The organism is Rhizobium johnstonii 3841 (assembly GCF_000009265.1).
GTDB lineage: Bacteria > Pseudomonadota > Alphaproteobacteria > Rhizobiales > Rhizobiaceae > Rhizobium > Rhizobium acaciae.
Genome location: NC_008384.1, coordinates 112,757 through 134,538 on the forward strand (window position 1 = coordinate 112,757; position 21,782 = coordinate 134,538).

At 57.9% G+C, this 21,782-nt stretch carries 20 protein-coding genes and 2 pseudogenes; 11 read left to right on the forward strand and 11 right to left on the reverse strand.

What is annotated here, in order from left to right; genetic code table 11:
* Positions 1–82 precede the first annotated feature (82 nt).
* From RL_RS30260 to RL_RS30275, 4 genes are read left to right on the forward strand one after another with little or no spacing between them, the layout of a single operon-like run.
* The gene (locus RL_RS30260; protein WP_011654850.1) at positions 83–1,642 is read left to right on the forward strand and encodes a type I restriction-modification system subunit M; all 1,560 of its coding nucleotides are present in this window, start codon (positions 83–85) and stop codon (positions 1,640–1,642) included.
* Positions 1,635–2,972, forward strand: a complete 1,338-nt coding sequence (locus RL_RS38535) for a restriction endonuclease subunit S (RefSeq protein ID WP_011654851.1) — start codon at positions 1,635–1,637, stop codon at positions 2,970–2,972. Before RL_RS30260 ends, RL_RS38535 begins: the two co-directional genes overlap by 8 nt.
* Positions 2,972–4,237 carry an FRG domain-containing protein gene (locus tag RL_RS30270; protein ID WP_011654852.1) on the forward strand — a complete coding sequence of 422 codons (1,266 nt, stop codon included), beginning with the start codon at positions 2,972–2,974 and terminating at the stop codon, positions 4,235–4,237. The genes RL_RS38535 and RL_RS30270 overlap by 1 nt, the downstream gene beginning before the upstream one ends.
* Positions 4,238–4,275: 38 nt before the next feature.
* Positions 4,276–7,470 carry a type I restriction endonuclease subunit R gene (locus RL_RS30275; RefSeq protein WP_011654853.1) on the forward strand — a complete coding sequence of 1,065 codons (3,195 nt, stop codon included), beginning with the start codon at positions 4,276–4,278 and terminating at the stop codon, positions 7,468–7,470.
* A 24-nt stretch (positions 7,471–7,494) separates the two neighbouring features.
* Here RL_RS30275 and RL_RS30280 read toward each other — a convergent pair whose 3' ends face one another.
* The 4 genes and pseudogenes from RL_RS30280 to RL_RS30290 all read right to left on the reverse strand — a co-directional run bounded on the left by RL_RS30280 (position 7,495) and on the right by RL_RS30290 (position 9,491).
* Positions 7,495–8,274, reverse strand: coding sequence for an HNH endonuclease (locus tag RL_RS30280; protein WP_011654854.1), 780 nt, complete (start codon positions 8,272–8,274; stop codon positions 7,495–7,497).
* A 246-nt stretch (positions 8,275–8,520) separates the two neighbouring features.
* Positions 8,521–8,742 carry a hypothetical protein gene (locus tag RL_RS40365; RefSeq protein WP_193784112.1) on the reverse strand — a complete coding sequence of 74 codons (222 nt, stop codon included), beginning with the start codon at positions 8,740–8,742 and terminating at the stop codon, positions 8,521–8,523.
* Positions 8,743–8,781: 39 nt separating this feature from the next.
* Positions 8,782–8,985: pseudogene (locus RL_RS41200) on the reverse strand (DUF6538 domain-containing protein); the annotation flags it as partial.
* Positions 8,986–9,194: 209 nt separating this feature from the next.
* Positions 9,195–9,491 (reverse strand): Arc family DNA-binding protein, encoded by a 297-nt coding sequence (locus RL_RS30290; RefSeq protein ID WP_348645720.1) that lies wholly within the window; start codon positions 9,489–9,491, stop codon positions 9,195–9,197.
* A gap of 318 nt (positions 9,492–9,809) precedes the next feature.
* Here RL_RS30290 and RL_RS30295 point away from each other — a divergent pair, with 318 nt between their 5' ends.
* On the forward strand, positions 9,810–10,700 hold the full coding sequence (locus tag RL_RS30295) for a LysR family transcriptional regulator (protein WP_011654857.1): 891 nt from the start codon (positions 9,810–9,812) through the stop codon (positions 10,698–10,700).
* Positions 10,701–11,438: 738 nt separating this feature from the next.
* On the opposite strand, the pseudogene RL_RS30300 reads toward RL_RS30295, so the two are convergent.
* The 4 genes and pseudogenes from RL_RS30300 to RL_RS39780 form a co-directional block, all read right to left on the reverse strand.
* A pseudogene (locus tag RL_RS30300) lies at positions 11,439–11,697 on the reverse strand (hypothetical protein).
* Between the two features lie 4 nt (positions 11,698–11,701).
* A complete protein-coding gene (locus tag RL_RS30305) occupies positions 11,702–12,514 on the reverse strand; it encodes a Ku protein (RefSeq protein WP_011654859.1) in 813 nt (270 codons plus the stop codon).
* Positions 12,515–12,525: 11 nt separating this feature from the next.
* Positions 12,526–13,434 carry a Ku protein gene (locus tag RL_RS30310; protein ID WP_011654860.1) on the reverse strand — a complete coding sequence of 303 codons (909 nt, stop codon included), beginning with the start codon at positions 13,432–13,434 and terminating at the stop codon, positions 12,526–12,528.
* Between the two features lie 61 nt (positions 13,435–13,495).
* Positions 13,496–13,699: a hypothetical protein gene (locus tag RL_RS39780; protein WP_129557819.1), complete on the reverse strand. Its 204-nt coding sequence runs from the start codon at positions 13,697–13,699 to the stop codon at positions 13,496–13,498.
* A gap of 71 nt (positions 13,700–13,770) precedes the next feature.
* Here RL_RS39780 and RL_RS30315 point away from each other — a divergent pair, with 71 nt between their 5' ends.
* The 6 genes from RL_RS30315 (at position 13,771) to ligD (ending at position 20,872) form a co-directional block, all read left to right on the forward strand.
* Positions 13,771–13,953, forward strand: coding sequence for a DUF3606 domain-containing protein (locus RL_RS30315; RefSeq protein ID WP_011654861.1), 183 nt, complete (start codon positions 13,771–13,773; stop codon positions 13,951–13,953).
* Positions 13,954–14,101: 148 nt separating this feature from the next.
* Complete coding sequence (locus tag RL_RS30320) at positions 14,102–14,338, forward strand: hypothetical protein (protein WP_011654862.1); 237 nt, start codon at positions 14,102–14,104, stop codon at positions 14,336–14,338.
* A 427-nt stretch (positions 14,339–14,765) separates the two neighbouring features.
* Complete coding sequence (locus tag RL_RS30325; protein WP_041936868.1) at positions 14,766–15,764, forward strand: ABC transporter substrate-binding protein; 999 nt, start codon at positions 14,766–14,768, stop codon at positions 15,762–15,764.
* 40 nt (positions 15,765–15,804) lie between these two features.
* Positions 15,805–17,511, forward strand: coding sequence for an adenylate/guanylate cyclase domain-containing protein (locus RL_RS30330; protein ID WP_041936869.1), 1,707 nt, complete (start codon positions 15,805–15,807; stop codon positions 17,509–17,511).
* A gap of 160 nt (positions 17,512–17,671) precedes the next feature.
* Positions 17,672–18,148, forward strand: coding sequence for a hypothetical protein (locus RL_RS30335; protein ID WP_011654866.1), 477 nt, complete (start codon positions 17,672–17,674; stop codon positions 18,146–18,148).
* Positions 18,149–19,831: 1,683 nt separating this feature from the next.
* Positions 19,832–20,872, forward strand: a complete 1,041-nt coding sequence (gene ligD / locus RL_RS30340; RefSeq protein ID WP_011654869.1) for a non-homologous end-joining DNA ligase — start codon at positions 19,832–19,834, stop codon at positions 20,870–20,872.
* Positions 20,873–20,882: 10 nt separating this feature from the next.
* Here ligD and RL_RS30345 read toward each other — a convergent pair whose 3' ends face one another.
* Genes RL_RS30345 through RL_RS30355 form a run of 3 tightly spaced genes read right to left on the reverse strand, consistent with a single transcriptional unit; the run spans position 20,883 to position 21,700 of the window.
* On the reverse strand, positions 20,883–21,188 hold the full coding sequence (locus RL_RS30345; protein WP_011654870.1) for a hypothetical protein: 306 nt from the start codon (positions 21,186–21,188) through the stop codon (positions 20,883–20,885).
* Positions 21,189–21,479, reverse strand: coding sequence for a CopG family transcriptional regulator (locus tag RL_RS30350; RefSeq protein WP_041936957.1), 291 nt, complete (start codon positions 21,477–21,479; stop codon positions 21,189–21,191). It abuts the gene before it with no gap.
* A gap of 20 nt (positions 21,480–21,499) precedes the next feature.
* On the reverse strand, positions 21,500–21,700 hold the full coding sequence (locus RL_RS30355; RefSeq protein ID WP_011654872.1) for a hypothetical protein: 201 nt from the start codon (positions 21,698–21,700) through the stop codon (positions 21,500–21,502).
* Positions 21,701–21,782: the final 82 nt, after the last annotated feature.

Below are 21,782 nucleotides of genomic sequence, written 5' to 3' on the forward strand. Positions count from 1 at the left end.
ATCCAGGATGGAGCTTCAGCCTTTACATGCTGAAGCTGCTCATCCTACTGTCGCCTCAAAATGATTTGGGGAGAATGCCTTCGTGGCGAAAGACAATAATGGCGACCTCGGCTTCACGGCCGAGCTTTTCAAGGCTGCGGACAAGCTTCGGGGCAATCTGGAGCCCTCGGAATACAAGCATGTAGCGCTTGGCCTTATTTTCCTGAAATACATATCCGATGCCTTCGAGGGGCTTCACGCCAGGCTGACGGCAGACGAATATGCCGATGCTGAAGACCCGGAGGAGTATCTCGCGGAGAATGTCTTCTGGGTGCCGACGGAGGCGCGGTGGCCTTTTCTGCAGGCCAACGCCAAGCGGCCGGAAATCGGCAAGCTGATCGACGAGGCGATGGAGGCAATCGAGCGTTTTCCGTCGAATGAGGGGCTGAAGGGCGTTCTTCCGAAGAACTACGCGCGTCCTACGCTCAACAAGACCATGCTCGGCGAGTTGATCGATCTTTTCTCCAATATCGGCCTTCATGACAGTAAAGATACGGCGAAGGATCTTCTGGGTCGTGTCTACGAATATTTCCTTTCCGGTTTCGCCGGATCGGAAGGAAAGCGGGGAGGCGAATTCTTCACGCCGCGTTCCGTGGTGCGCACTCTGGTCGAGATGCTGGAGCCCTACAAGGGCCGCGTCTACGATCCCTGCTGCGGTTCTGGCGGCATGTTCGTGCAGTCGGAGAACTTCATCGAGGAGCATGGCGGACGGCGCAATGATATTGCCGTCTATGGCCAGGAGATCAACCACACCACCTGGCGTCTGGCCAAGATGAACCTTGCCGTCCAAGGCATTGATGCCGATATTCGCTGGAACAACGAGGGCAGTTTCCACCGCGATGAACTGCCGGACCTAAAGGCCGATTTCATCCTCGCCAACCCGCCCTTCAACATTTCCGATTGGGGCGGCGAGCGGCTGGCGGAAGACACCCGCTGGAAGTTCGGCAAGCCGCCGAATGGCAATGCCAATTTCGGCTGGCTGCAGCACATCATCCACCATCTTGCCCCGCGCGGCACGGCGGGCGTGGTGCTGGCCAATGGCTCCATGTCCTCCCAGCAGTCCGGCGAAGGCGAGATCCGCAAGGCGATGATCGAGAGGGATCAGGTGGATTGCATGGTGGCCCTGCCGGGTCAGCTCTTCTATTCCACGCAGATCCCCGCCTGTCTCTGGATTCTGGCTCGCGACAAGAGCGCCAATGGTCACCGTGACCGGCGCGGCGAAATCCTCTTCATCGACGCCCGCAAACTCGGCTTCATGGTGGACCGCGTGCGTCGCGAATTCACGGCAGACGATATCGAGAAGATCACCGGCGCTTATCATCGCTGGCGCTCGAAACCGGAAACGCGAGTGAACAACGGTTGGGCGGATTATGCGGACGAGCCGGGTTTCTGCAAGTCGGCCAGCCTTGAGGAAGTGCGCGGCCATGGCCATGTGCTAACGCCGGGGCGCTATGTGGGAGCGGCGGATGCCGAGGATGACGGGGTGTCGTTTGCGGAGAAGTTTGAAGGGTTGAGGGAGACCTTGATGGCCCAGTTCGAGGAGGGACGGAGGCTGGAGAAAGCGATCGAGGCAGCACTGGCGGCGGATTTACCAAATGCCTGAAATACCTTTTGTCGCTCTTGCTGATCTGTGCCCACCGAAGCGATCCATTACCTACGGAATTGTTCAGCCTGGAAAACCAGACGATATTGGTGTTCCAATCGTTCGGGTTAACAACTTCAGAGGTCATCGGCTCGATCTGACTGAACGCCTCTGCGTCGCTCCAAATGTTGAAGCACAGTACAGCCGCTCGAGGCCCCAACCATACGACGTCCTAATCTCCTTGGTCGGATCAATCGGCCAAGTAGCTATTGCGGGACCTGAAATCTCGGGTTGGAATTTGGCCCGTGCTGTTGGCCTCATTCCCACCAAAGACCGTCATCATGCACTTTGGATATTTTACGCTCTTCAGAGCCCTGAAGCACAGCAATACATCCGACAGCACGCGAACACGACGGTTCAGGCTACTTTCAATCTCAAGGATCTGACAAAGTTTCCGATACCATATCCTGCACGGCAAGGGCGGGAACAGATTATTGGAATGCTCGGCTCCCTCGACGACAAGATCGAGCTGAACCGGAAGATGAACGAGACGCTGGAGGCGATCGCGCAAGCGATCTTCCGCGACTGGTTCGTGGAATTCGGCCCCACTCGCCGCAAGCAGGACGGCGCAACCGATCCGATCACCATCATGGGCGGCCTCGTGCAGGACACTGAGCGGGCGCAAGCCCTTGCCGATCTCTTCCCCGCCACGCTCGGTGATGACAGTCTACCGGAAGGGTGGGAAAGCAAATCGCTTCTGGAGCAAGCGAATTGGATCAACGGTGCCGCGTTCAAGAACATGCATTTCAGCGATGCTCCAGACGCACTTCCAGTCGTGAAGATCGCCGAACTCAAAAATGGTGTCACAAGCGGCACTAAGTTCACGAACACAGCATTGGGGGAAAGATATCGGATCTCTGACGGAGAGCTGCTGTTCTCGTGGTCAGGCAATCCGGATACGTCGATTGACGCTTTCGTTTGGATTGGTGGAAACGCATGGCTCAACCAACATATTTTCGCGGTGCGTGAAAATGGCGTCCGCTCAAAAGCAGCACTTTATGTCCTGCTCAAAGCTTTGATGCCGCAGTTTGCCGAGTTGGCCCGTAACAAGCAGACGACGGGGCTCGGGCACGTTACCAAAGAGGACATGAAACGCCTGGAGATAGCCGTCGCGCCGGGGCCGGTAGAGACGGCTTTCGAGGCAGTGATAACACCCCTTGTAGATTTGCTCGTGAGCAGGCTCTTCGAAAACCGTACCCTCGCGGCGACCCGCGACCTTCTCCTACCGAAACTCATGTCAGGCGAAATCCGCCTGTCAGGTGCTGAGGGCGTAATTGAGGCGAGCCACTAATGCTTCCACAGCAAAGAGACCCAGACGCTCTCCGTCGGCATCTGGATTCCCTGCCTCAGTGGCCCCGCTTCCAACAAGACACGTCGAGCATTGATGGACTGGTTCCTTCTTGCCGGGTTGAAAGCTGGGAAAAGTTCATCGACGTAATGCGCGATCCGGATCATCGTCGGGCATCCAGGGAAATGATATATCGTGGTCAACGCGGTTGTGACTGGCCCCTGGCTTCTACCCTTGCTCGCCAGTTTAACGGTGGTGCAATTCCGGTTGCGAAACGCCAATGGTTGCTCGAACAGTTCGAGTTGTCGATGCGCGGGCGTGGATATGACCTCAGCATGTTTGACGACGACCATGCGGAAATCGAAAAATGGGCTATTGGACAGCATCATGGGCTTTACACCCCTCTGCTCGACTGGACGCGCTCGCCGTTTGTAGCCCTTTATTTTGCCTTCAATCGCGTTGACGATCCAGAAGTGAATCCATCCAGGGCGGTATTCTGCATCAACATGACAGCTCTAAAAGATGAGTTTGCGGAGGACAGGCTGTTCCGTGAGCCACGGGGGCATAACAACACACGTCTGGTGAATCAGGCTGGTCTCTTCACTCTGACGCCAAGTGGCGAGGACAATCTTGCGGCCTTCATCATTGATCGCCTTATGGATGAAGAGATTATTGTATCGGAGCCGGTTACTCGCACTCTCGAAGGCGTTGATGCATCAACCGAGGAACGCGTGCGAGAATACGAGGTCTCGGATGATCTCGCTAGTCAGATCAAACAATTCATCTGCAAGATTCATATTCCGAACGTCGACCGCTTCGGATGCCTGGATATGCTGCGAAAGATGAATATTCACAACGGCAGCCTCTTTCCCGACGCCCAAGGGGCCTCCCTTTACTGCAATGACTGGCTGGAAAGGCTACTTGAGGAAGAGAAGCGAGAGAGCCGGGAGCGGGAGCAGCACAAAACGGCGTATGCGATCGCTTCAATCAATCAGGCTCCAGTCGAGAGCGACGCCGACCGTGTTAGCCATGTCAAAAATATCTTGGATCAGCTTTTGCCAGAATATGATCCGACCATGCGGCAGAATGCGGCAGAAAAGCTCGACTCTCGCTTTGAGAATGAAGCCTCAATAGACTGGAAAAAATCTCCGTCGAAAAGTGCAAGGGTTCGAACAAGGCTTCGGCAAATCATGGCAGCAATTGGGATTCCTGAGGACCGGCGTGATCAGGTGCTGAGGGAAATCATGAATTTCTATTCCTCAATTTAGCGGTAGAGGGTTGTAGGTTTGAGAGCAGGGGTGAGGGGATGATCGACTACAATTTTGTGCAGAGCGTCAGTAGCGGCGGCGGCTTCTCCGAAGGACTGGTTGAAGAAGTCGTTCTCGCGACATTTCAGGCGCTTGGTTATCTCTACCAGCCTTCGCAGGTGATCTCTCCGGATGGCTCTGCGCCAGCACGTCTCGCTTATGGAGATGTGCTGTTGTCGGATATGCTTGCCGCTGCCGTCGAGCGCTTGAACCCCGACATCCCGGCAGATGCCTGCGAACAGGCGATCCGGCAACTCTCGATCACGGAGACGCCATCCTTGGTCGAAGAGAACCGCCGCATTCATCGGCTGATCACCGAAGGCGTCGATGTGGAATTCGGCATCGGCGATGGCGAGGTGAAAGGCGACAAGGTCTGGCTGATTGACTTCGAACATCCGGAGAAGAACGAATTTCTCGTCACCAACCAGTTCACCCTCGCCGAGGGCAAACATACGCGGCGGCCTGACGTGATGGTTTTCGTCAACGGTCTGCCGCTCGGCATCATCGAGTTGAAGAATGCCGCGAGCAAGACCGCCACCATCGATCAGGCGTACCAGCAACTTCAGACCTACAAGGAGCAGATCCCCTCTCTCTTCCGCACCAACGCCGTCTTGGTGGCGTCCGATGGCATGCTCGCGCGGATCGGGTCGCTAACGGCAGACGAAGAACGTTTCATGCCCTGGCGGTCGGTCACCGGGGCGGATGGCGACTTCACGCCCCACGGTCCATATGAGATGGATACGCTGCTGCGCGGTGTTTTCAATAAAGAACGCTTCCTGGCGCTGATCCGGGACTTCACAGTGTTTGGCGATCGCGGTGAAGGTCCTTTTAAGATCATTGCCGGTTACCATCAGTTCCACGGCGCCCGCAAAGCCATCACCAGCGCCATCGAGGCGGTGAAGCCGGAGGGCGACCGGAAGATCGGCGTGATCTGGCACACACAAGGCTCCGGCAAGAGCCTGCTGATGGCCTTTCTCGGCGGGCTGATCGTGCGATCCCGTGAGCTGGAAAACCCTACCCTGATCGTCCTGACTGACCGCAACGATCTGGATGACCAACTCTTCGGCACCTTCAGTCTGTGCAAGGACCTCATCCGCCAGACGCCGGAACAGGCCGACAGTCGCGACGATCTGCGTAAGCTGCTGAACCGCGCTTCCGGCGGCGTGATTTTCACCACGGTGCAAAAGTTCACACCCGAAAAGGGCGAGGAGGTGTTTCCGGTTCTGACCGAGCGCCGAAACGTTATCGTCATGGCGGATGAAGCGCACCGCAGCCAGTACGGCTTTGACGCCAAGCTGAACCGGGAGACTGGTGAGCGCCGTTATGGCTATGCCCACCATATCCGTCAGGCGCTGCCGAATGCCTCCTTCATGGGTTTCACGGGTACGCCGATCGAGGCGACGGATGTGAACACGCCGGCCATCTTCGGCGAATACATCGACATATACGACATCAGCCGCGCCGTTGAAGATGGCGCAACGGTGCCGATATACTATGAAAGCCGGCTTGCCCGGATTGAGCTGAATGAGGATGAAAAGCCGAAGATCGACGCCGCCATCGAAGCGATGCTTGAAGATGAGGCGCTGACCGAGCAGGAAAAGCAGAAAGCCCAGTGGACCACGGTTGAACGTCTGGTGGGCGCGGAAAAGCGCCTCAAGCAAATTGCAGCAGATCTCGTCGCGCATCTGCAAAGGCGGATAGAGGGTCTGCCCGGCAAGGCCATGGTCGTGTGCATGAGCCGCCGCATCTGCGTTGATCTCTACGAAGAGATCGTCGCCCTTCGTCCCGAATGGCACTCCGATGACGATGACAAAGGCGCCATCAAGATCGTCATGACCGGCTCGGCCTCCGATCCGCTCGACTGGCAACCGCATATTGGCAACAAGCGGCGGCGCGACGATCTCGCCAAGCGGGCAAGGAAGGTCGAGGACCCGCTAAAGCTCGTCATCGTGCGCGACATGTGGCTGACGGGGTTCGATGCGCCCTGCATGCACACGATGTATGTCGACAAGCCGATGCGGGGCCACGGGCTGATGCAGGCGATCGCCCGCGTCAATCGCGTGTTCAAGGAAAAGCCGGGCGGTCTGGTCGTCGATTACATCGGCATCGCCACCAACCTGAAAAAGGCACTTGCCCAGTATTCCCAGTCCGACCGTGACAAAACGGGGATCGATGAGGAACAGGCCGTCGCGCTCCTCTTGGAAAAATACGAAATCGTCCGCGGCATGTTCGCCGGCCACGATTACAGTCTGGGCATTTCGGGAAAACCGTTCGAGCGGCTGAGAGCACTCGCCGACGGCATCGATTGGATTCTGAAGTGGCAGCAGGCGGAGGCCGCGAAAGTCGACAGTCAGGAGGCCAAGAAACGGGCCCACCGGCGATATCAGGATGCCGTTCTGGAACTCAGCAAGGCCTATGCGCTTGCCTCTGCTAGTGATGACGCCGCCGAGATCAGGGATGAGGTGGGTTTCTTCCAGGCTGTTAGAGCCGCGCTCGTCAAGACCACGGCCACCGGCAAGATCTCCGATAGGGCAAAGTCATTGGCCGTCGAGCAGCTTCTCAATCAGGCTGTGGCCAATGCCGAGATCGTCGACATCCTCAAAGCTGCGGGCCTCGATAGTCCCGATATCTCCGTTCTTTCCGACCAATTCCTCGCCGACATCCAGAAGATGGAGAAAAAGAACCTTGCCCTAGAGGCGCTGAAAAAACTGCTGAATGGCGAGATCAAGAGCCGCTCGAAATCCAACGTGGTCGAGGCCAAAACCTTTTCACGTCGGCTGGAGGAAGCGGTTGCCCGCTACCATGCCAATGCCATTTCCACCGTCGAGATGATCCAGGAACTGATTGCCTTGGCAAAGGAGATGCAGGCCGCCTCCGCCCGTGGCGAAGAGATGGGGCTGACCCCGGAGGAAATTGCCTTCTACGATGCCTTGGCGGGCAATGACAGCGCGGTTGAGGCAATGGGCAGCGAGCAACTTCGTGTCATTGCCCATGAGCTCGTGGAGCAGATGCGTGGCTCGGTCACGGTCGACTGGCAGCACAAGGCAAGTGCCCGAGCGAAAATGCGGATTCTGGTGAAGCGGATTTTAAAGCGGTTCGGCTATCCGCCGGACTTGGAGCAGGAGGCTGTCCAGACGGTGCTGGCCCAGGCAGAGCTGCTCCTGAAAGAGATTTCGGTCAGCAACAACAGGTAATCAGCGGAAATCATTTCCGCCTCCTCAACCCTTGAACACCTTCTCGCGGTGGTATTGCAGAAACTGCGAATGCGGCCGCTCGTCCGCGCGTGTCGGCACAAGCAGGCGTCGCTCCGGATTGATGAGCCGCGTGATGGTATCGGGAACGCCGCCACTCGCAATCAGCAGGGTGTAGTCGTCGTCGACGGAGATCAGGCCGCGATCGAACATCCAATGCACGGTTCCGGAAAGTGCGAGGCCGTTGCGAACGCTATCCGGCCTGCGATCTGCGACCGGACGAATATGGGCGGCCTGAACTTCGGAGCGTCCGCCGCCATTGATCAGCTTCAGGCCGGTGACGGCGCAGGTGTCCTGGTAGGCCGACTTAATGGCGACCGAAAAGGCCCGATCCCGAAATGGACGCTGTAGCACTTGGGATACGATCCGGCGATCGACGCTGTCGATCTCGAAGGGCATCTGCGGATTTTCTCCAAATCCGATGAGCGCCTCCTCGACCGGATCGGGCGCCGGTCTTTCGCGATCCCGCTTGGCGAGCACATGCGCGAAGCCGGCTGCGAGGATCAGGTCATATTCGGCGTCGGAAATGTTTCCGACAGCGCGACCGAACGCTCCTTTGTTGGTCGAGCCGTCGTCCTTTCGCAGCCCGCTCTCATAATAGTGGTCCCCTTCCTTGAAGGGGACGACGTGGTCGAAGGGCAGAAAGTCGTCGATCAACGCATAGAAGTGGTCGGGCTTTGACGGGTCCTCAATGATATCGGTAATCCTGGCCGTTGCGAAATACGCCTGCCTGCCGCCCGTCTTCATGAGGTCGCCGCTTGGCCGCCGCGGCTCGTAGTAGACGATCCAGTCTCCCCGCGCGGCCTCGACCTGGCGCAGATAGGTGCGTGGGAAATGATACCGTTGCGCCGGAAGATCGTCATAGGTCGGATCGACCTTGGTCGTAGCACGCGCCTCCCTCGCAGAACACTTCGGCGGTCACTTTTGGCTACCAGGTCAGGGCGATCGTGAGAAGTGGTGTCGAGTGGTACGTGAGCGGTGATTAGGGCAGCTTTAGGCGAGGCCAGCGCATCCGTCCTCCAGGGAAAGCTCCACGCGGGTTCCGAACTTCGCCAGAAGCTGACAGGCCCAGCCAACCTCGAGATCGAGTTCCATCTCGACGACATCGCCACCGCGTCCATTGCGCTTGGCCATCGTGCAGATGTCGTCGAGCCTTTCGAGTTCCTTGTCCCGCTCGTGTTCGAACAAAGATTGTAGCTGCTGCCTGGTCGTCATCATGTTCTTCGAATGTTTCTTCAATTCGGCCAGCCGCGTGTTGAGCTTGCGGCCAATGATCTGAGCCTTTCTATGGTCTGAACAAAGAAGGCTGAGTGAAAGTCGGCTGCCTGGCCGACAGTGGATAAAGGCGGCCGGGACGCGTGCTCGCCAATAGAAAATGTTTCCGCGGCGGATCAGATTCTCGACCTCGTGGCGCACGGCCGTGACGAATGCCCTGTCTTTTGCCCAGGGCTTGTCCACCGCGCTCAAGCGTCGTGGGCATCACCTTTGGGCATCAGGTCTGGGCATTAGGTCGCCAATGATGCCAAAACGATTACGGCACGACTGGAAAATCAAGGAATTAAGGGCTTTTCAGGAGAATTGGCTGGGGAACCTGGATTCCAAGCCTTATCTAGGGACGCGATGCAAGTTCTCCCGCGCAGGAGTATACGGCTGCTTACAGCGTTGAATTAGGCATCCTGGTTATGGCTGCGGCTGCTCAATTCCTGCTTTTGAAGCAGGTCTTGCACGTAGGCCAGCCTCACTCGAATAGCCTCAATCTCCTCTACCAGACCTCCCTGGAAAGTTGAACTTCGGCCGAACGACTGTTCAAGGCGATAAACAACCTCAGATGTGATGGTCCGTGAGTTAGCGCGTGCGGCAGTCTCGATTTCCCGTTTCAAATCTTCCGGGATTCGCAACCGAAAATGTGGGTCACCTCGAGTCATCGCGCCCCTCAGCACTTTTTCCTTGCGAAGATGACGCACGGTGTGTTATCCAATCGATGACGCACGGTGCGTCATTGGCTTTGCTTGCGGTAGTCATAAAGAATTTGCTGTTCTGCTCCAATAAGAGAAGGTTGCAAGACGGCGGATCATTGAGCGAGGAGTGGACGTGCAATCTGAGATACCTGACAGCGTTCATTTAGGCCGGTTCCGATCGGTAGCCGCGTAAATAACGCAGTCTACCCCACGAATCTAATGAGTCCATAACTCCAGCAGGATCATAACTTGTTGAAGAGGCCGCACGCAAATTAAAGCGAGCGGCAACGCACATTTTTTCGAATTGATCAGAAAGTAGCTCCCGTGGAACTACGTCAGCTCTCCTACTTCGTCGCGGTGGCCGAGGAACTACATTTCGGCCGGGCGGCAGCCAAGGTGCGCATCGCCCAGCCGGCGCTTTCCAATCATGTGCAGGCGCTGGAGCGGGAACTCGGCTGCGCGCTGTTCATCCGCTCGACCAGGCGGGTGGAGCTGACCAGGGCAGGGGAGATCTTCTACGAGCGCTGCGTCGGGATCCTGAGCGAGGTCGATCTTTCCGCCGAGATAACCAGGGCGGTGGCGGGCAAGGCGATCCGGCAGATCAGGATCGGCACCGTCTATCCGGCCACCACCGGCGTGCTGCCGGCGTTTCTGGCAAAGATCGCCCGCAAGTACCCGGATATCCGCATCCATATTTCAAGCGGCAATACCGGCGACATCATCCGCGGCCTGGAAAACGGCCAGATCAATCTCGGCTTCATCAGGCCGGTGGAAAACATCGGCTCGTTGCGCTTTTCCTCGATCGCCCATGAGCGCTATCTGCTGGCGGTGGCGAGGACGAACCGGCTGGCGGAGCGGGCGGAGATCGCCATCGACGATCTGCGCGGGGAAAAGATCATCGCCTTCAATCGCAAGAACCTCTCCTACACCGAGCGATACTTCAACGAGAAGTTCGAGGAATACGATCTGACCCGCAACATCGCCTATAGCTGCGACGACACCTATTCGCTTGTGTCGCTGGTCTCGGCCGGGCTCGGCATCGGCTTTGCGCCGGAATGGACCGAGGGCCTGCCGAACCGGGCCTTCGAACTGAAGGCGGTCAGAGGCATCGACTTCCGGATCGGGCTCGGTGTCGCCTGGAACAAGGAGGACCCAACCGCCTCGCGCGATGACATCGTCGATATCGCGAGGTCGTTGGCACGGCCGGGCAGGTGAGGTGAGGCGCGCCACGGGTACACCCCAAGCGGAACGGCTTGCCGGGGGCAGGGGATCAGGCGAATAATGGGACGTCAGGCGGTTCTGGCGCAACTGCCTCGCTGATCATGCCCCTGCGTCATCTGCTGCGAGATAGATCGACTCCTCGATCTTAGTATCGTTCGAGCGCATGAAAGCCTTCAATCGCCGCGCAACAGTAAGGCTGCCGAAACCAATCGACTTATCATAGAGCGCGCCCGGTCGCTTCGAGGGGAATGGTTGCGAAGATGCAAGGCGTAACGCCGGAGGGTGGGGAGCTGGGTTCGCGATAGTGAACGGGGAAGGTGAGGTTTTCGAGCGTGTGCGTGCTGTGACATTAGCACGTTCGGGACTCGGGCGTAACGCTGATCGGGACGTTCTTTAGTGCGATTGAGGGCGTGGGACCAGAACTCGCCGGGAACTCGACTCTCTGAGAGCTGTGTACGACCGCGACCCGGATCCCACTGGCTATCCCGGCGACGAGGTCGACGAACCTTCGAACGACTGGCCCGCTGCCCAAGATTGACCATGCCGCGGGGTCAGGTTGGTTTCTTATTCAGGATCCGTGAGCACTGAAATTCTTTGCTCGCAAGGCTGCATCGCTGAAATGCTTTTGACCACGGATGTAGTGGCACTGGTAAGAAGGCGACGAGGAGGAAGGTCGGTGCGGTTTCGCCCGGCCTTTTTTTGCCTGAGAGGCTGGGGTTTCCTCAGGGCGGATCAGTGCCACGTATCCAGCAAGGGCTCGTCGTCGTCAAAGTTTCCATTGCTGGCGGCATCGTACGGGTTGATGCTCCGGCCGGCGCGTGCCATATGCCGTCAACTGAACCATGACCTCTTTCGCACGCTCAATGGCCTCGTCTTCGCTTGCAGCGTGACCGTCTGCGACCTTGATCGACACGGCTTCCCCGTCGTCGCCGACAAAGTCCACCCGCCATCCGGTTGTGTCGTGAACAATCTTCGTTTCCAGCAAGTGCATCTGACTACCCTGACTTCCTACCTTTGAGATCTGCCTCGACGCTCTTCCGGAGCGCGTCCATGATGCTGACCACATTCGACTTCGGAGCGACTTCGGCCGCCTTCCCCTTCGCCGCCTTTTTCGGCTTCAGCGCCTTCTTCTTCTCAGCGATGAGCTTGAGCAGGCTCTCCTGGATTGGGTCGCTGACCATGTTGGGTGACCACCGCGCACTCTTCTTCTTGATAAGCTGCTGCACAAGGGGAATGAGATCCGGATCTGCCTGCTCGTCGATCTCTTCGAAATAATTCTCCTCCGGTCGAACCTCGTCGCCGAAACGCAGCGTCCAGAGCACGATGCCTTCGCCGCGCGGCTCCAGGACGACCGCCCGCTCTCGGCGTCCCATCACGAGCTTCGAAACGCCGAAAACCTTGTCGGCCTTCATGGCATCCCTGATCACCGCAAAGGCCTCGTTGCCGACGGCGTCGTCCGGCATCAGGTAATGTGGCTTCTCAAGGTAGATCCACTCGATGCTGTCGGCCGGGACGAACTTGTCGATGTCGATCGTCTTCACCGTATCGAGCGCAACGGCATCCAGATCGTCCTCGGTGAGGATAACGTAGTCGTTCTCGCCGCGAGCGTAGCCCTTGGCTTCGTTCTCGTCCTTGACGGGCTTGCCCGTGACGGAATCGATATACCGGGAGACGACGCGGTTGCCCGTCTCCTTGTTGAGTGTATGGAAGCGAACCTTCTCGCTTTCGCTCGTGGCCGGGGTCATAGCCACGGGGCAGGTGACCAGGGAGAGTTTGAGATAGCCTTTCCAGTAATATTTCGGAGCCATCGTCTATCTCCCTAGCTGGCTTTGCGCTGCGGGGCAGCCTTTGAAGCGGCGGACTTCACTGCCGCCCCGCGCGCGGCGCGCTGCCTCCCAGCGCCATTGTTGGCATTGGCGGCAGTGCGTTTCGGTTTGTCCGCAGCGGCCTTCATCATGCCTGCGCTCTCGCGGAGCGCGGCCAGCAGATCGTTGGGCTTCGAGACCTGCACCTTCTTCGGCTTCGGAAGCGACTTGCCTTCAATCTTCGCCTTCACCAGGTCCGCAAGGGCGGCTTCGTAGCGGTCATCGAAGGTCGCCGGATCGAACTCGCCCTTCTTGGTGCTGATGATGTGCTTGGCCAGATCGAGCATCTCGCCCTGGATCTTGAGCTTGGGCATCTCCTCGAAAGCCTTTTCGGAGGAACGAACCTCGTAGTCGTAGTTGAGCGTGCTGGCGATCAGGCCCTTGCCGTGCGGCCGTATCAGTACCGTACGCATTCGACGGAATAGTACTGTGCGGGCGATGGCCGCGACCATTGACTTCTTCATCGCATCGCGGAGAGCCGCGAACGCGTCTCCGCCCATCTTGTCGGGCGTGAGGTAGTACGGCTTGTCAAAGTAGACGTCGTCGACGTCGGAGCAGGGGATGAACGCCTCAATCTCGAGCGTCTTGTTGCTCTCAGGGATCGCGGCGGAAACTTCCTCGGGATCGATGACGATGTACTGGCCGTTCTCGATCTCGAAGCCCTTGGTCTGGGCTTCCTTCGGCACCGGATCCTCGGTCTCGCTGTCTATGAAGATGCGGTTGACGCGGTTGCCCGTGGCCTTGTTGATGGTGTTGAAGGTGATGCGCTCGCTAGTCGAGGCTGCCGTGTAGAGAGCGACGCCGCAGCTTACCTCGCCGAACTTCAGAAACCCTTTCCACTGCGCACGCTGTCCTGACGGCATGACAAATACTCCGAATCATTAATACGCGACTCAAAGACGTGTCAGGGTGATTCGTTCCGACTCAAAACGAATCATTTTTCAATACTTTACGGAATTTCTCTCCCAAATTGATTCCACCGTCTTCGCTGGCCGAATTGCGCCCGACAGTAGTGGAAAGCGGTGGAGATTTGTTCAGTTCGAGAGCCACAGCAACCACCTTCCTTCCAGCACAATGGCGGGCATCGCCTAGGGAATTCCGCAGCCGCTTCAAGCGCAGCATCATCACCCACTATCTCCCGGAACCACCGGAATCGTTATGAGTTTCTACTGCGGACGTTCATTCGCAGGAGAAGCCCGATGGCACAGACACCGACATCCCGAGGCAGCGCACAGGATCGAGCCCGCGTGGCCGGCGGCCAGGATCACGAGGTTAAGTACGAAGCAAACAAGGAGGGCGTCTCGAAAGATGCCGTCAAGAAGGCCGTGAAGAGCGCTGGAAACTCAAGGAAGAAGGTCGAGGCCGAGATTGACCGCCGTTAGGCGGTCGAACGACGTTGCTCTGTCCACGGTTGTGGCAGGTCCCGTGGGTGTCCTGGCTTTCCTAATCTGGGATCAGGGCGACGCCGCTGTCTCGTAACGAACAGTCATAGCCACCGCAAGCCTGCCGCCTCCATGTCTGGGGTAACGCATGTCCAAGTGTATTGAGAACGACCACCAGCTGATGTCGAAGGCGGTCCGTGAATGGTATCGGTACTACGAGGTGGAGTGGGACGATCAAGCGTCCTCGTTTTTGTGTGATGCCGCCATCGAACTCTACAACGAGGGCTGTCGCTCGGTAGAGGAGATGGCGACCGTTCTGATCGGCACTTACGTCGGGCTGGCCGCCACGCGCGTGAACGCGCCATCTTCGAGTTCAGTACATTGACAGGCAAAATCCGATCGGGCTGAACTCGACGAATTCGCACTGCATGTGATCCGCCCGCGTCTTCTTTCAGTCGTTTGGATTTGAGTCAGGAGGCGGAATCTTTCCGAGGAACCGGCCCAGGGAAACACAATTGGCCAGGGACATCCACGTGTGTGACGTGGCGTCCAATAGCTACCTTGTTCCGGTCTCTCTGGATCGCTACGGGGGCATAACCGGTCATCTTACGAAATTCCAGCAACTGCCAACTACGCTGCCCGTGCTACCAATCCGCGGCAACATCGACTATACTTTCGTCCACTGAATATCTCGGCTTGTTCGTCGGTCGTTCCTTCAGGAGAAAGGGCGCTTCGAAAGGTGAGTTTGCAGCAATTTGCCTGATCCCATCGGCTCACCCGCGATGTGCCGTGGATCCGCAAGGGGTATTCGGATGAACCCGAAACGACGTCCCTACATCGGACTTGCAGTCGCGCTGGCGATAAGCTTTCCTGCCATCGCCGACGCGCAGCAGACGTCGGCCAAGACGCCGCGAATCGGCCTTCTCGCCTGGTTGCCTTGCGGTATGCCGTATGCGAGCGAAACCAGTGAGTTCGGAATCTTCATGCGAGGGCTTCACGATCTGGGCTACACGATGAACGAACTCAGCTTCGAGTGCCGGAGCGCGAGTAAGCAGGACCATCACCTTGCGGCTGCGGCGAGGGACCTGGTGCAGCTCCGCGTGGATGTGATCGTGACGTCGTCTCAGCCGGCGGCGCATGCCGTCCAAAGGGCGACTGAAGCAATCCCCATCGTGACCATCATCAGCGGCGACCCAGTTGCGGCGGGCTTGGCGATCAGCCTCGCGAAACCTGGGGGCAACCTCACCGGCGTCACCTATTACGCCACCGAACTCGCCGCCAAACGGCTGCAACTTTTGATGGAGGCAATGCCGGGGCTTGCCACGGTCGGCGTGCTGGCGAACCCGGTGGTGTCATATCTCCCCTTCGAAACGGACACCAAGCAAGCTGCCGGCCACCTCGGAGTGGCTTTGAGCCTCCAGCAAGTCAGCGAGCCGGGCGAACTCGATGCCGCGTTCTCGCGCATGAAGGCCGATGGCGCTCAAGCTGCCTTGGTGCTTCCCGACCTCATGCTGGCCGACCAGTCGTCGAGGATCGCCGCCTTGGGGATCAAGCATCGCCTGCCGATCATGGCTTGGGGCTCGTGGTACGTCACGGACGGTTGCCTGATGGCATATTCGGCGGACTATGCGGTAATGCAACATCGGCTCGCCTATTATGTCGATCGCATTTTGAAAGGCACCAAGCCAGGGGAGTTGCCGATCGAGCAGCCGACGAAGTTCGACTTGTCGGTCAATCTGAAGACGGCCAATGCGCTCGGCATCGAGCTACCGCAGACCGTTTTGCTGATGGCTGATGAAGTCATCGAGTGAGGATGATGTGCGACGTTCGGTCCAGCCTCAAGCCGCCCCGATGCGCCGATCGCTGTTCCGGAAGTACTTCCTCGCCTTCTTCGCTGCGGTCATTGTTCCGCTGGCCGTTAGCGGCATCGGCGATGCGTGGTTCGGCTATCGCGAGCAGCGTTCAATGCTCAGCGCTCTATTGCGGGTGGAGGCCACATCGGCCGCATATAAAATTCAGAGCTTTCTCGACGGCGTCAAGGATCAACTGGGTTGGACGGTGCAGCAAGACTGGACCGCTGATGCCGAGGGACAGCATCGGCTCGATGCACTGCGGGTGATGCGCCAAGCGCCGGCGATCGTCAGCATCACCCTTATTGACGATGTCGGCCTCGAACGGCTGCATGTCTCCCGTATCGACTTGAACAGGATGGGAGGCGGATGGGATCGCTCTGGCGATCCTGCTGTCGTGGGAGTTCGTTCGAATGGCTCATGGTTCGGTCCAGTCACTTTTCGAGGCGGCTCCGAACCGTTCATGACCATTGCCATGGCCGGAAAGCGTAAGGCAGGTGGCATCGTCGTCGCCGAGATCAACCTGAAGCTTGTCTGGACGGTGGTTTCGGAAATTCGCGTCGGCAGTCGTGGCCGGGCGTTTGTTCTCGACCGGGCCGGCCGGCTCATTGCCCACCCCGACATCAGCAAGGTATTGCAGGGAACGGACGAGAAGACGGCGGCGGCTCATACCAGATTGCGGGACGAGCTCGCCGCCGCGGGGGGAGAGGCGACCACGGCCAGCAACGCCGAGAACGAACCAGTCGTGACCGCCATGACAGCGATCCCCAATCCCGGCTGGACCGTGTTCGTGGAGCAGGCGCAGGCCGAGGCTTTCGCACCGCTGTATGCGTCATTGTGGCGGACTGGCGGCCTGCTGCTCGCCGCTGCCAGCTTCGCATCGGCGCTTGCCTACTGGCTTGCCAGGCGGATGACCGGGCCAATCCGCCTGCTGGAGGAGGGTACCGAAAAAATCGGTGCTGGACAATTCGAGCACCGGATCGAAATCGCCACGGGAGACGAATTCGAACGGCTGGCGGAGCGGTTCAATGAAATGGCGCAAGAACTCGCCGTGTCGCGGGATCGTTCGGAGCGGATCGCGCGGCTGAAGCGTTTTCTAGCGCCGCAGGTCGCGGAACTCGTCGAAACTTCCGGGGACGAGAGCGTGCTCGCCGGACAGCGTGCAGAAGTGGTCGCTGTGTTCTGCGATTTACGTGGCTTCACCGCTTTTTCAGCGCACGCCGAACCTGAGGAGATCATGCATGTCTTGCGCGAGTACTATGAGGCGCTCGGCGCGATCATCACGCGCTACGGGGCCACGCTGACCAACTTCGCGGCGGACGGTTTGATGGTGCTCGTCAACGCCCCGGTACCGTGCGCGGATCCGGCGCTTCGTGCTGTTGAGATGGCCATCGACATGCAGGATGCCATCCAGCGCCTGATCGCCGAATGGCGTCTGCGCGGCCACGCGGTCGGCTTCGGCATAGGACTGGCGATGGGATGGGCTACAGTCGGCCGAATTGGTTACGAAGCCCGGGTTGACTACACCGCGATCGGACACGTCGTGAACCTGGCATCGCGACTCTGTTCGTCCGCCGCTGATCGCCAAATCCTCGTCGATCACGTCGTGGCGCAATCCGTGGGTGGAGAAATCTTATTGGTCGCTCTCGGCCCGCGGCAGCTCAAAGGTTTCGACGAGCAAATACCTGCTTGGAAGGTCGGAGCATGAATCGGAAGATCAAACGGTGCATGCTTGCCGCCAACGCCGACCTCGACAGTGGGCTGACGGTCCTGAAGAAAAAGCGACCTTGACTCCTTCACCAAAAAGAACAAAGTAGGAACATTTCTGCGGCAACCTGATATTCCTATTCCAGCGTGGAGGATTTGGCATGCCCACCATTTGGTACAGAAACGATCAGAAAATCTCGCCAGGCGATGTCATGAAATTCGCGGTCTACGCGGAGCACGTCAGCAGACAGTGCTATGACGTTTTCGAGGAAGACGGTTCGAGGTCTCGATCAGAAGCTCTGTCCCGTCGAGCGCAGGCCGTGTCTGATTCACTCGATTTTGGAGATGAACCACACTTCTTGGCGGAGACGACGAAGAAGGTTCTCGCCCTTCGAGATATGGTCTCTGGCATGTGCTTCGATACGTTCGGAGAGCGCGGCCATATGGGCAAGTCCATGGACCTTCTCGGCATGGCCCGGGACGTGGACGAAGTGCTCGAAAAGCTCGTTATCTACCATCTTTCCCCGGAGGAGTTGGAAGAGGCAGAGACGGAATGGACACATGAATCTCAGTTCTATGCGAAGATCGAAGGGGACAATTTGACTCGCGATGAGCCGGGCACCGGGGCGAGCGCTTGAAATCCTGCCTCGTCATGATCTCCAGACTTTCGGCATGAGAGCGGCGGCCAGCAGTATGGACTGCAGGGCTCGCCAGAAAAGCGCCCAGATATTAGGCTGGCCGTGACACGAAGGGGAGACCTCTGTGATCAAAAAGCCCCGCCGAGGCGGGACAGTTGACGGGCCTTAGAGGAACACACCATTGCGTTCCAACCCGTCTAACAACGAAAGGCCAGGCGGGTTCCCGGTGCGCTCTAGTACCAATCTTGCGGAGCTTAAACGTGCCTAGGGAAAGAAAATCCTCGCAAGAGCGGGGCTTAGGTAGGGGGGGGTTTCTAGGCAGGAATGCATTGTGGCGTTGCTACAACTACTTTGCATATGCTTCTTATGTGAGCAATAAATAATACTTTCTTTCCACAGGCCCGCTCAGAATTTAAGCAATATCGTACGGTTTCGCTCTGAAGGATAAAGTGACTTCAAATTACAGCTATGCTGAGTATTGTTTCGTCGGCCGTTCAGCGATCATTGCTAACCCCAAGCATCGCTTCTCCTGTGCGTTGGGCGGTCATCTACACCCGAGATAAGAATTTCTCGGAGAGATGCTGGAGCAAAGTGTCATAGTTCGCTGAACTTTGGACCGCATCGACAGCCACAGCGAGGGCAAATTGCCCGCGACAGCTCTGAATGTCGCAATGATGCTGAGAACACCATTCCGTCACGGCATCGACCACAACATCAATATCATGGTCGGAAAGGGAGGCCAGCGCTGGAAACATCTAGATGTCCATAGATCTGTGGCCGGGGCTGTTGGACTAGTTTCGGGGATCCAGCCTGAACCTCAGATGAAGGGCATTTGCGCAATCACACCAGTCGCTCCTCCGTTTCAGGCCCCACGACCGCGCAAAACCTTCCTTGAGCAACGTCTTCCCGATCTCCTGGCAGTTAGCGCGTAGATATTCACCAAAAAAAGCCCCGCCTTAGGTAAGACGAGGCTAGTTGGGATTGCGGTGGGCCGCACATTGAAGTGTAGGGTGGCTGCCATATCAAATCTCTGCACGACCCGACTCCCTACGATCGGCGGAGCCAAATTGTTCCCTCCCGACAGATTTTTTATCGGCCTTGCGGCCGGCCATGTAATTCCAGCAGTTTTTCACAATACTCCTCGACCCTCCGGCATGCCTCCCGGGACTGCACTTAAGGCTCATAAGCGGAAAACCTGCCTCGCCGCAGGGGCTGTCGGGCCCGGAAGAGCGCCGGTAGCGCAAAGTTGGCATCGCTCTGTTGTGATAAGCGGCAGCTTTCGGGAATCCACGAACTGGCTCCGAATGACAGAAATGGATCGATTCCAGCCGCCGCTTCCGCTCCAACAAACCCGGGTTTAATGCGTGGAGTGGAGCCGATCGCAAAGCCGTTAGAAGGGCCCCCATCATAAATACCCGTGCAGAAACCTATAGCCGATAAACTGTCGCCCCTCGGGCTCAAACATATCAACATGCTCGGTCGATACGCATTCACACTGCCGGATTTGTCGCACGCGGGGAACTCCGACCGCTGCGCGATCCGTCAATCCCCGATGGGCATGACGCGTGAAATCCTTATGTAGGTTATCTGCTCCGTTGCTACTCAGACCCCTTATCTCTTAGCCGAAGTCAATAACACGTTTTAGGCAATTGCTTTTTAAGACATTGCTGATGGGATGGCGGCATGACTAAGCCGCCAAAACCAAAACCGCTCCTGGAGGATGCTGACAAGCCGGTTCGATCCCGGCCGCGCAAGCCGCGAAATCCTGCCCAGCCGAACCTCCTCCTCGACCCCATGCCGGATCGCATCGATCCTTGCCTCGCTCTCCTTAAGCCGAAGCCGCCCAAAGGGCCGCAATGGGCTTTCGAAGTGAAATGGGATGGCTATCGCCTTTCCGTTCATGTCGAGCCGACGGGCATTCGCATTCTGACGCGCGGCGGCCATGATTGGACGGATCGTTTTCCGGCGATCAAACTCGCGGCCATGTGGCTTCCTGTCGGTTCTGCAATCCTCGACGGCGAGGCTGTGGTTCTCGACGAGAAAGGCCGGTCGGATTTCGGCCTGCTGCAACAGTCGCTCGGCGGCCGGGGTGGCAAGAAGAGTTCAAGCGACGCCATCTTCATGGCTTTCGATCTGCTCTATTTCGACGGTCACGACCTCAGGAACTCCGAACTCGATATGCGCCGGCATCTGCTCGAGGATCTGGTGCCGGCCGGCGAGCAGGGAGATATCCGGCTTTCCGAGGAGATCGAGGCCGACGGCGATCAGATGCTGGCAAGCGCTTGCGAACATGGTTTGGAAGGCATCATCGCCAAGCGCCGTGACGCGCTCTATCGCTCCGGCCGGCTCGGCGACTGGGTTAAGATCAAGTGCATCCAGAGCGACAGTTTTGTGATCGTCGGCTACGAGCGATCCACAGTCGCGCGTGCCGGGATCGGTCGGCTTCTGCTCGCCGCGCGCAAGGGCAAGGAGCTAGTCTACGTTGGCGGGGTCGGGACTGGCTTCAACGAGCGCAACGCCTATGAGCTTCGTGAGATGCTCGATGGCCTCATCACATCCACGCCGGCTGCGACGGTCGATCGCAAAAGAGCAATATTCGTAAAGCCAAAGCTGATTGCTGAGATCGAGTATCGGGCGTGGACAGACGACGGTAAGCTGCGGCACGCGTCATATAAGGGGCTGCGTGAGGTGCAGGACAATGCGGCCGTTTATGAGATTGTGTAAGGGCTGCCCGCTACAGTGCGCAATCGATACAAGGCTTAAGAACTCCCGTCAGAGCCAACACGATGCCGAGCAGAACGAACGACGTCGTCAGCACCCAAAAAGGCCAGTCGATTAGGAACTTCTGTCTCGGCGCCGCCCAGTCCTGATCATGATCTGGGAACTCAGATCGATGGAGCTTCGGGCCGAAATCTTTGCTGAAATCGAAGCCGTTTCTGAGGTAAAAGATGAGCGACCTGATGTACCAATACCAGCTGTAAGCACAAATGCTTCCGACAAAGCAGAACGCGAACCACAACTGAATTCGATCTTCACTCAATCAAGCTTCCCCATCGGTATCGCCATCTTCATCCAGTTCGTGCACCGGCAGATAGGTGTTCTTCTCCATCCACTCCCGAACGATAAACCTGATCGTGTCGTTGCGCGTCATGCCGAGCTCGCCGGATAGATCTCGCAGAGCTTCTTCCATATCATCTTCGAAGGCGATCGATCCTGAATTGCGCAATAGGAGCGCGGCCCGACGAAGCAGGATTTGTAAGTCAGGCCGGGAGACGTCCGCAATCCGGTCGGCGGCGTCCTCAAGCAGAGCAGCGGTATCAGGTGTTTTCATGTGCGCCTCCAGCCACGTCATCACCTTGCCGCTTGTTGCTGCCAAGCATCGAGCCCAGCCTCGGTGAGCATATAATAGCCGGTGCGGTCGGGATACTTCTCCTGCGGGAATGTCTCAAGAAAGCCTCTGATCTTGAGCCTATCGCCAGTTTCAAGGCCGCAGTCCCTCATGTCGCGGAAATGGATTTTGACGTTTGGACCTTTGACGGAAAGGAACTTCAAAGCCTTTATCTCGCGCTTGCCTTGAAGGCCGAATTCATCGCGATGAAGCGGCAGCCGCCTGCGGGCTTAACCTCCTTAAGCA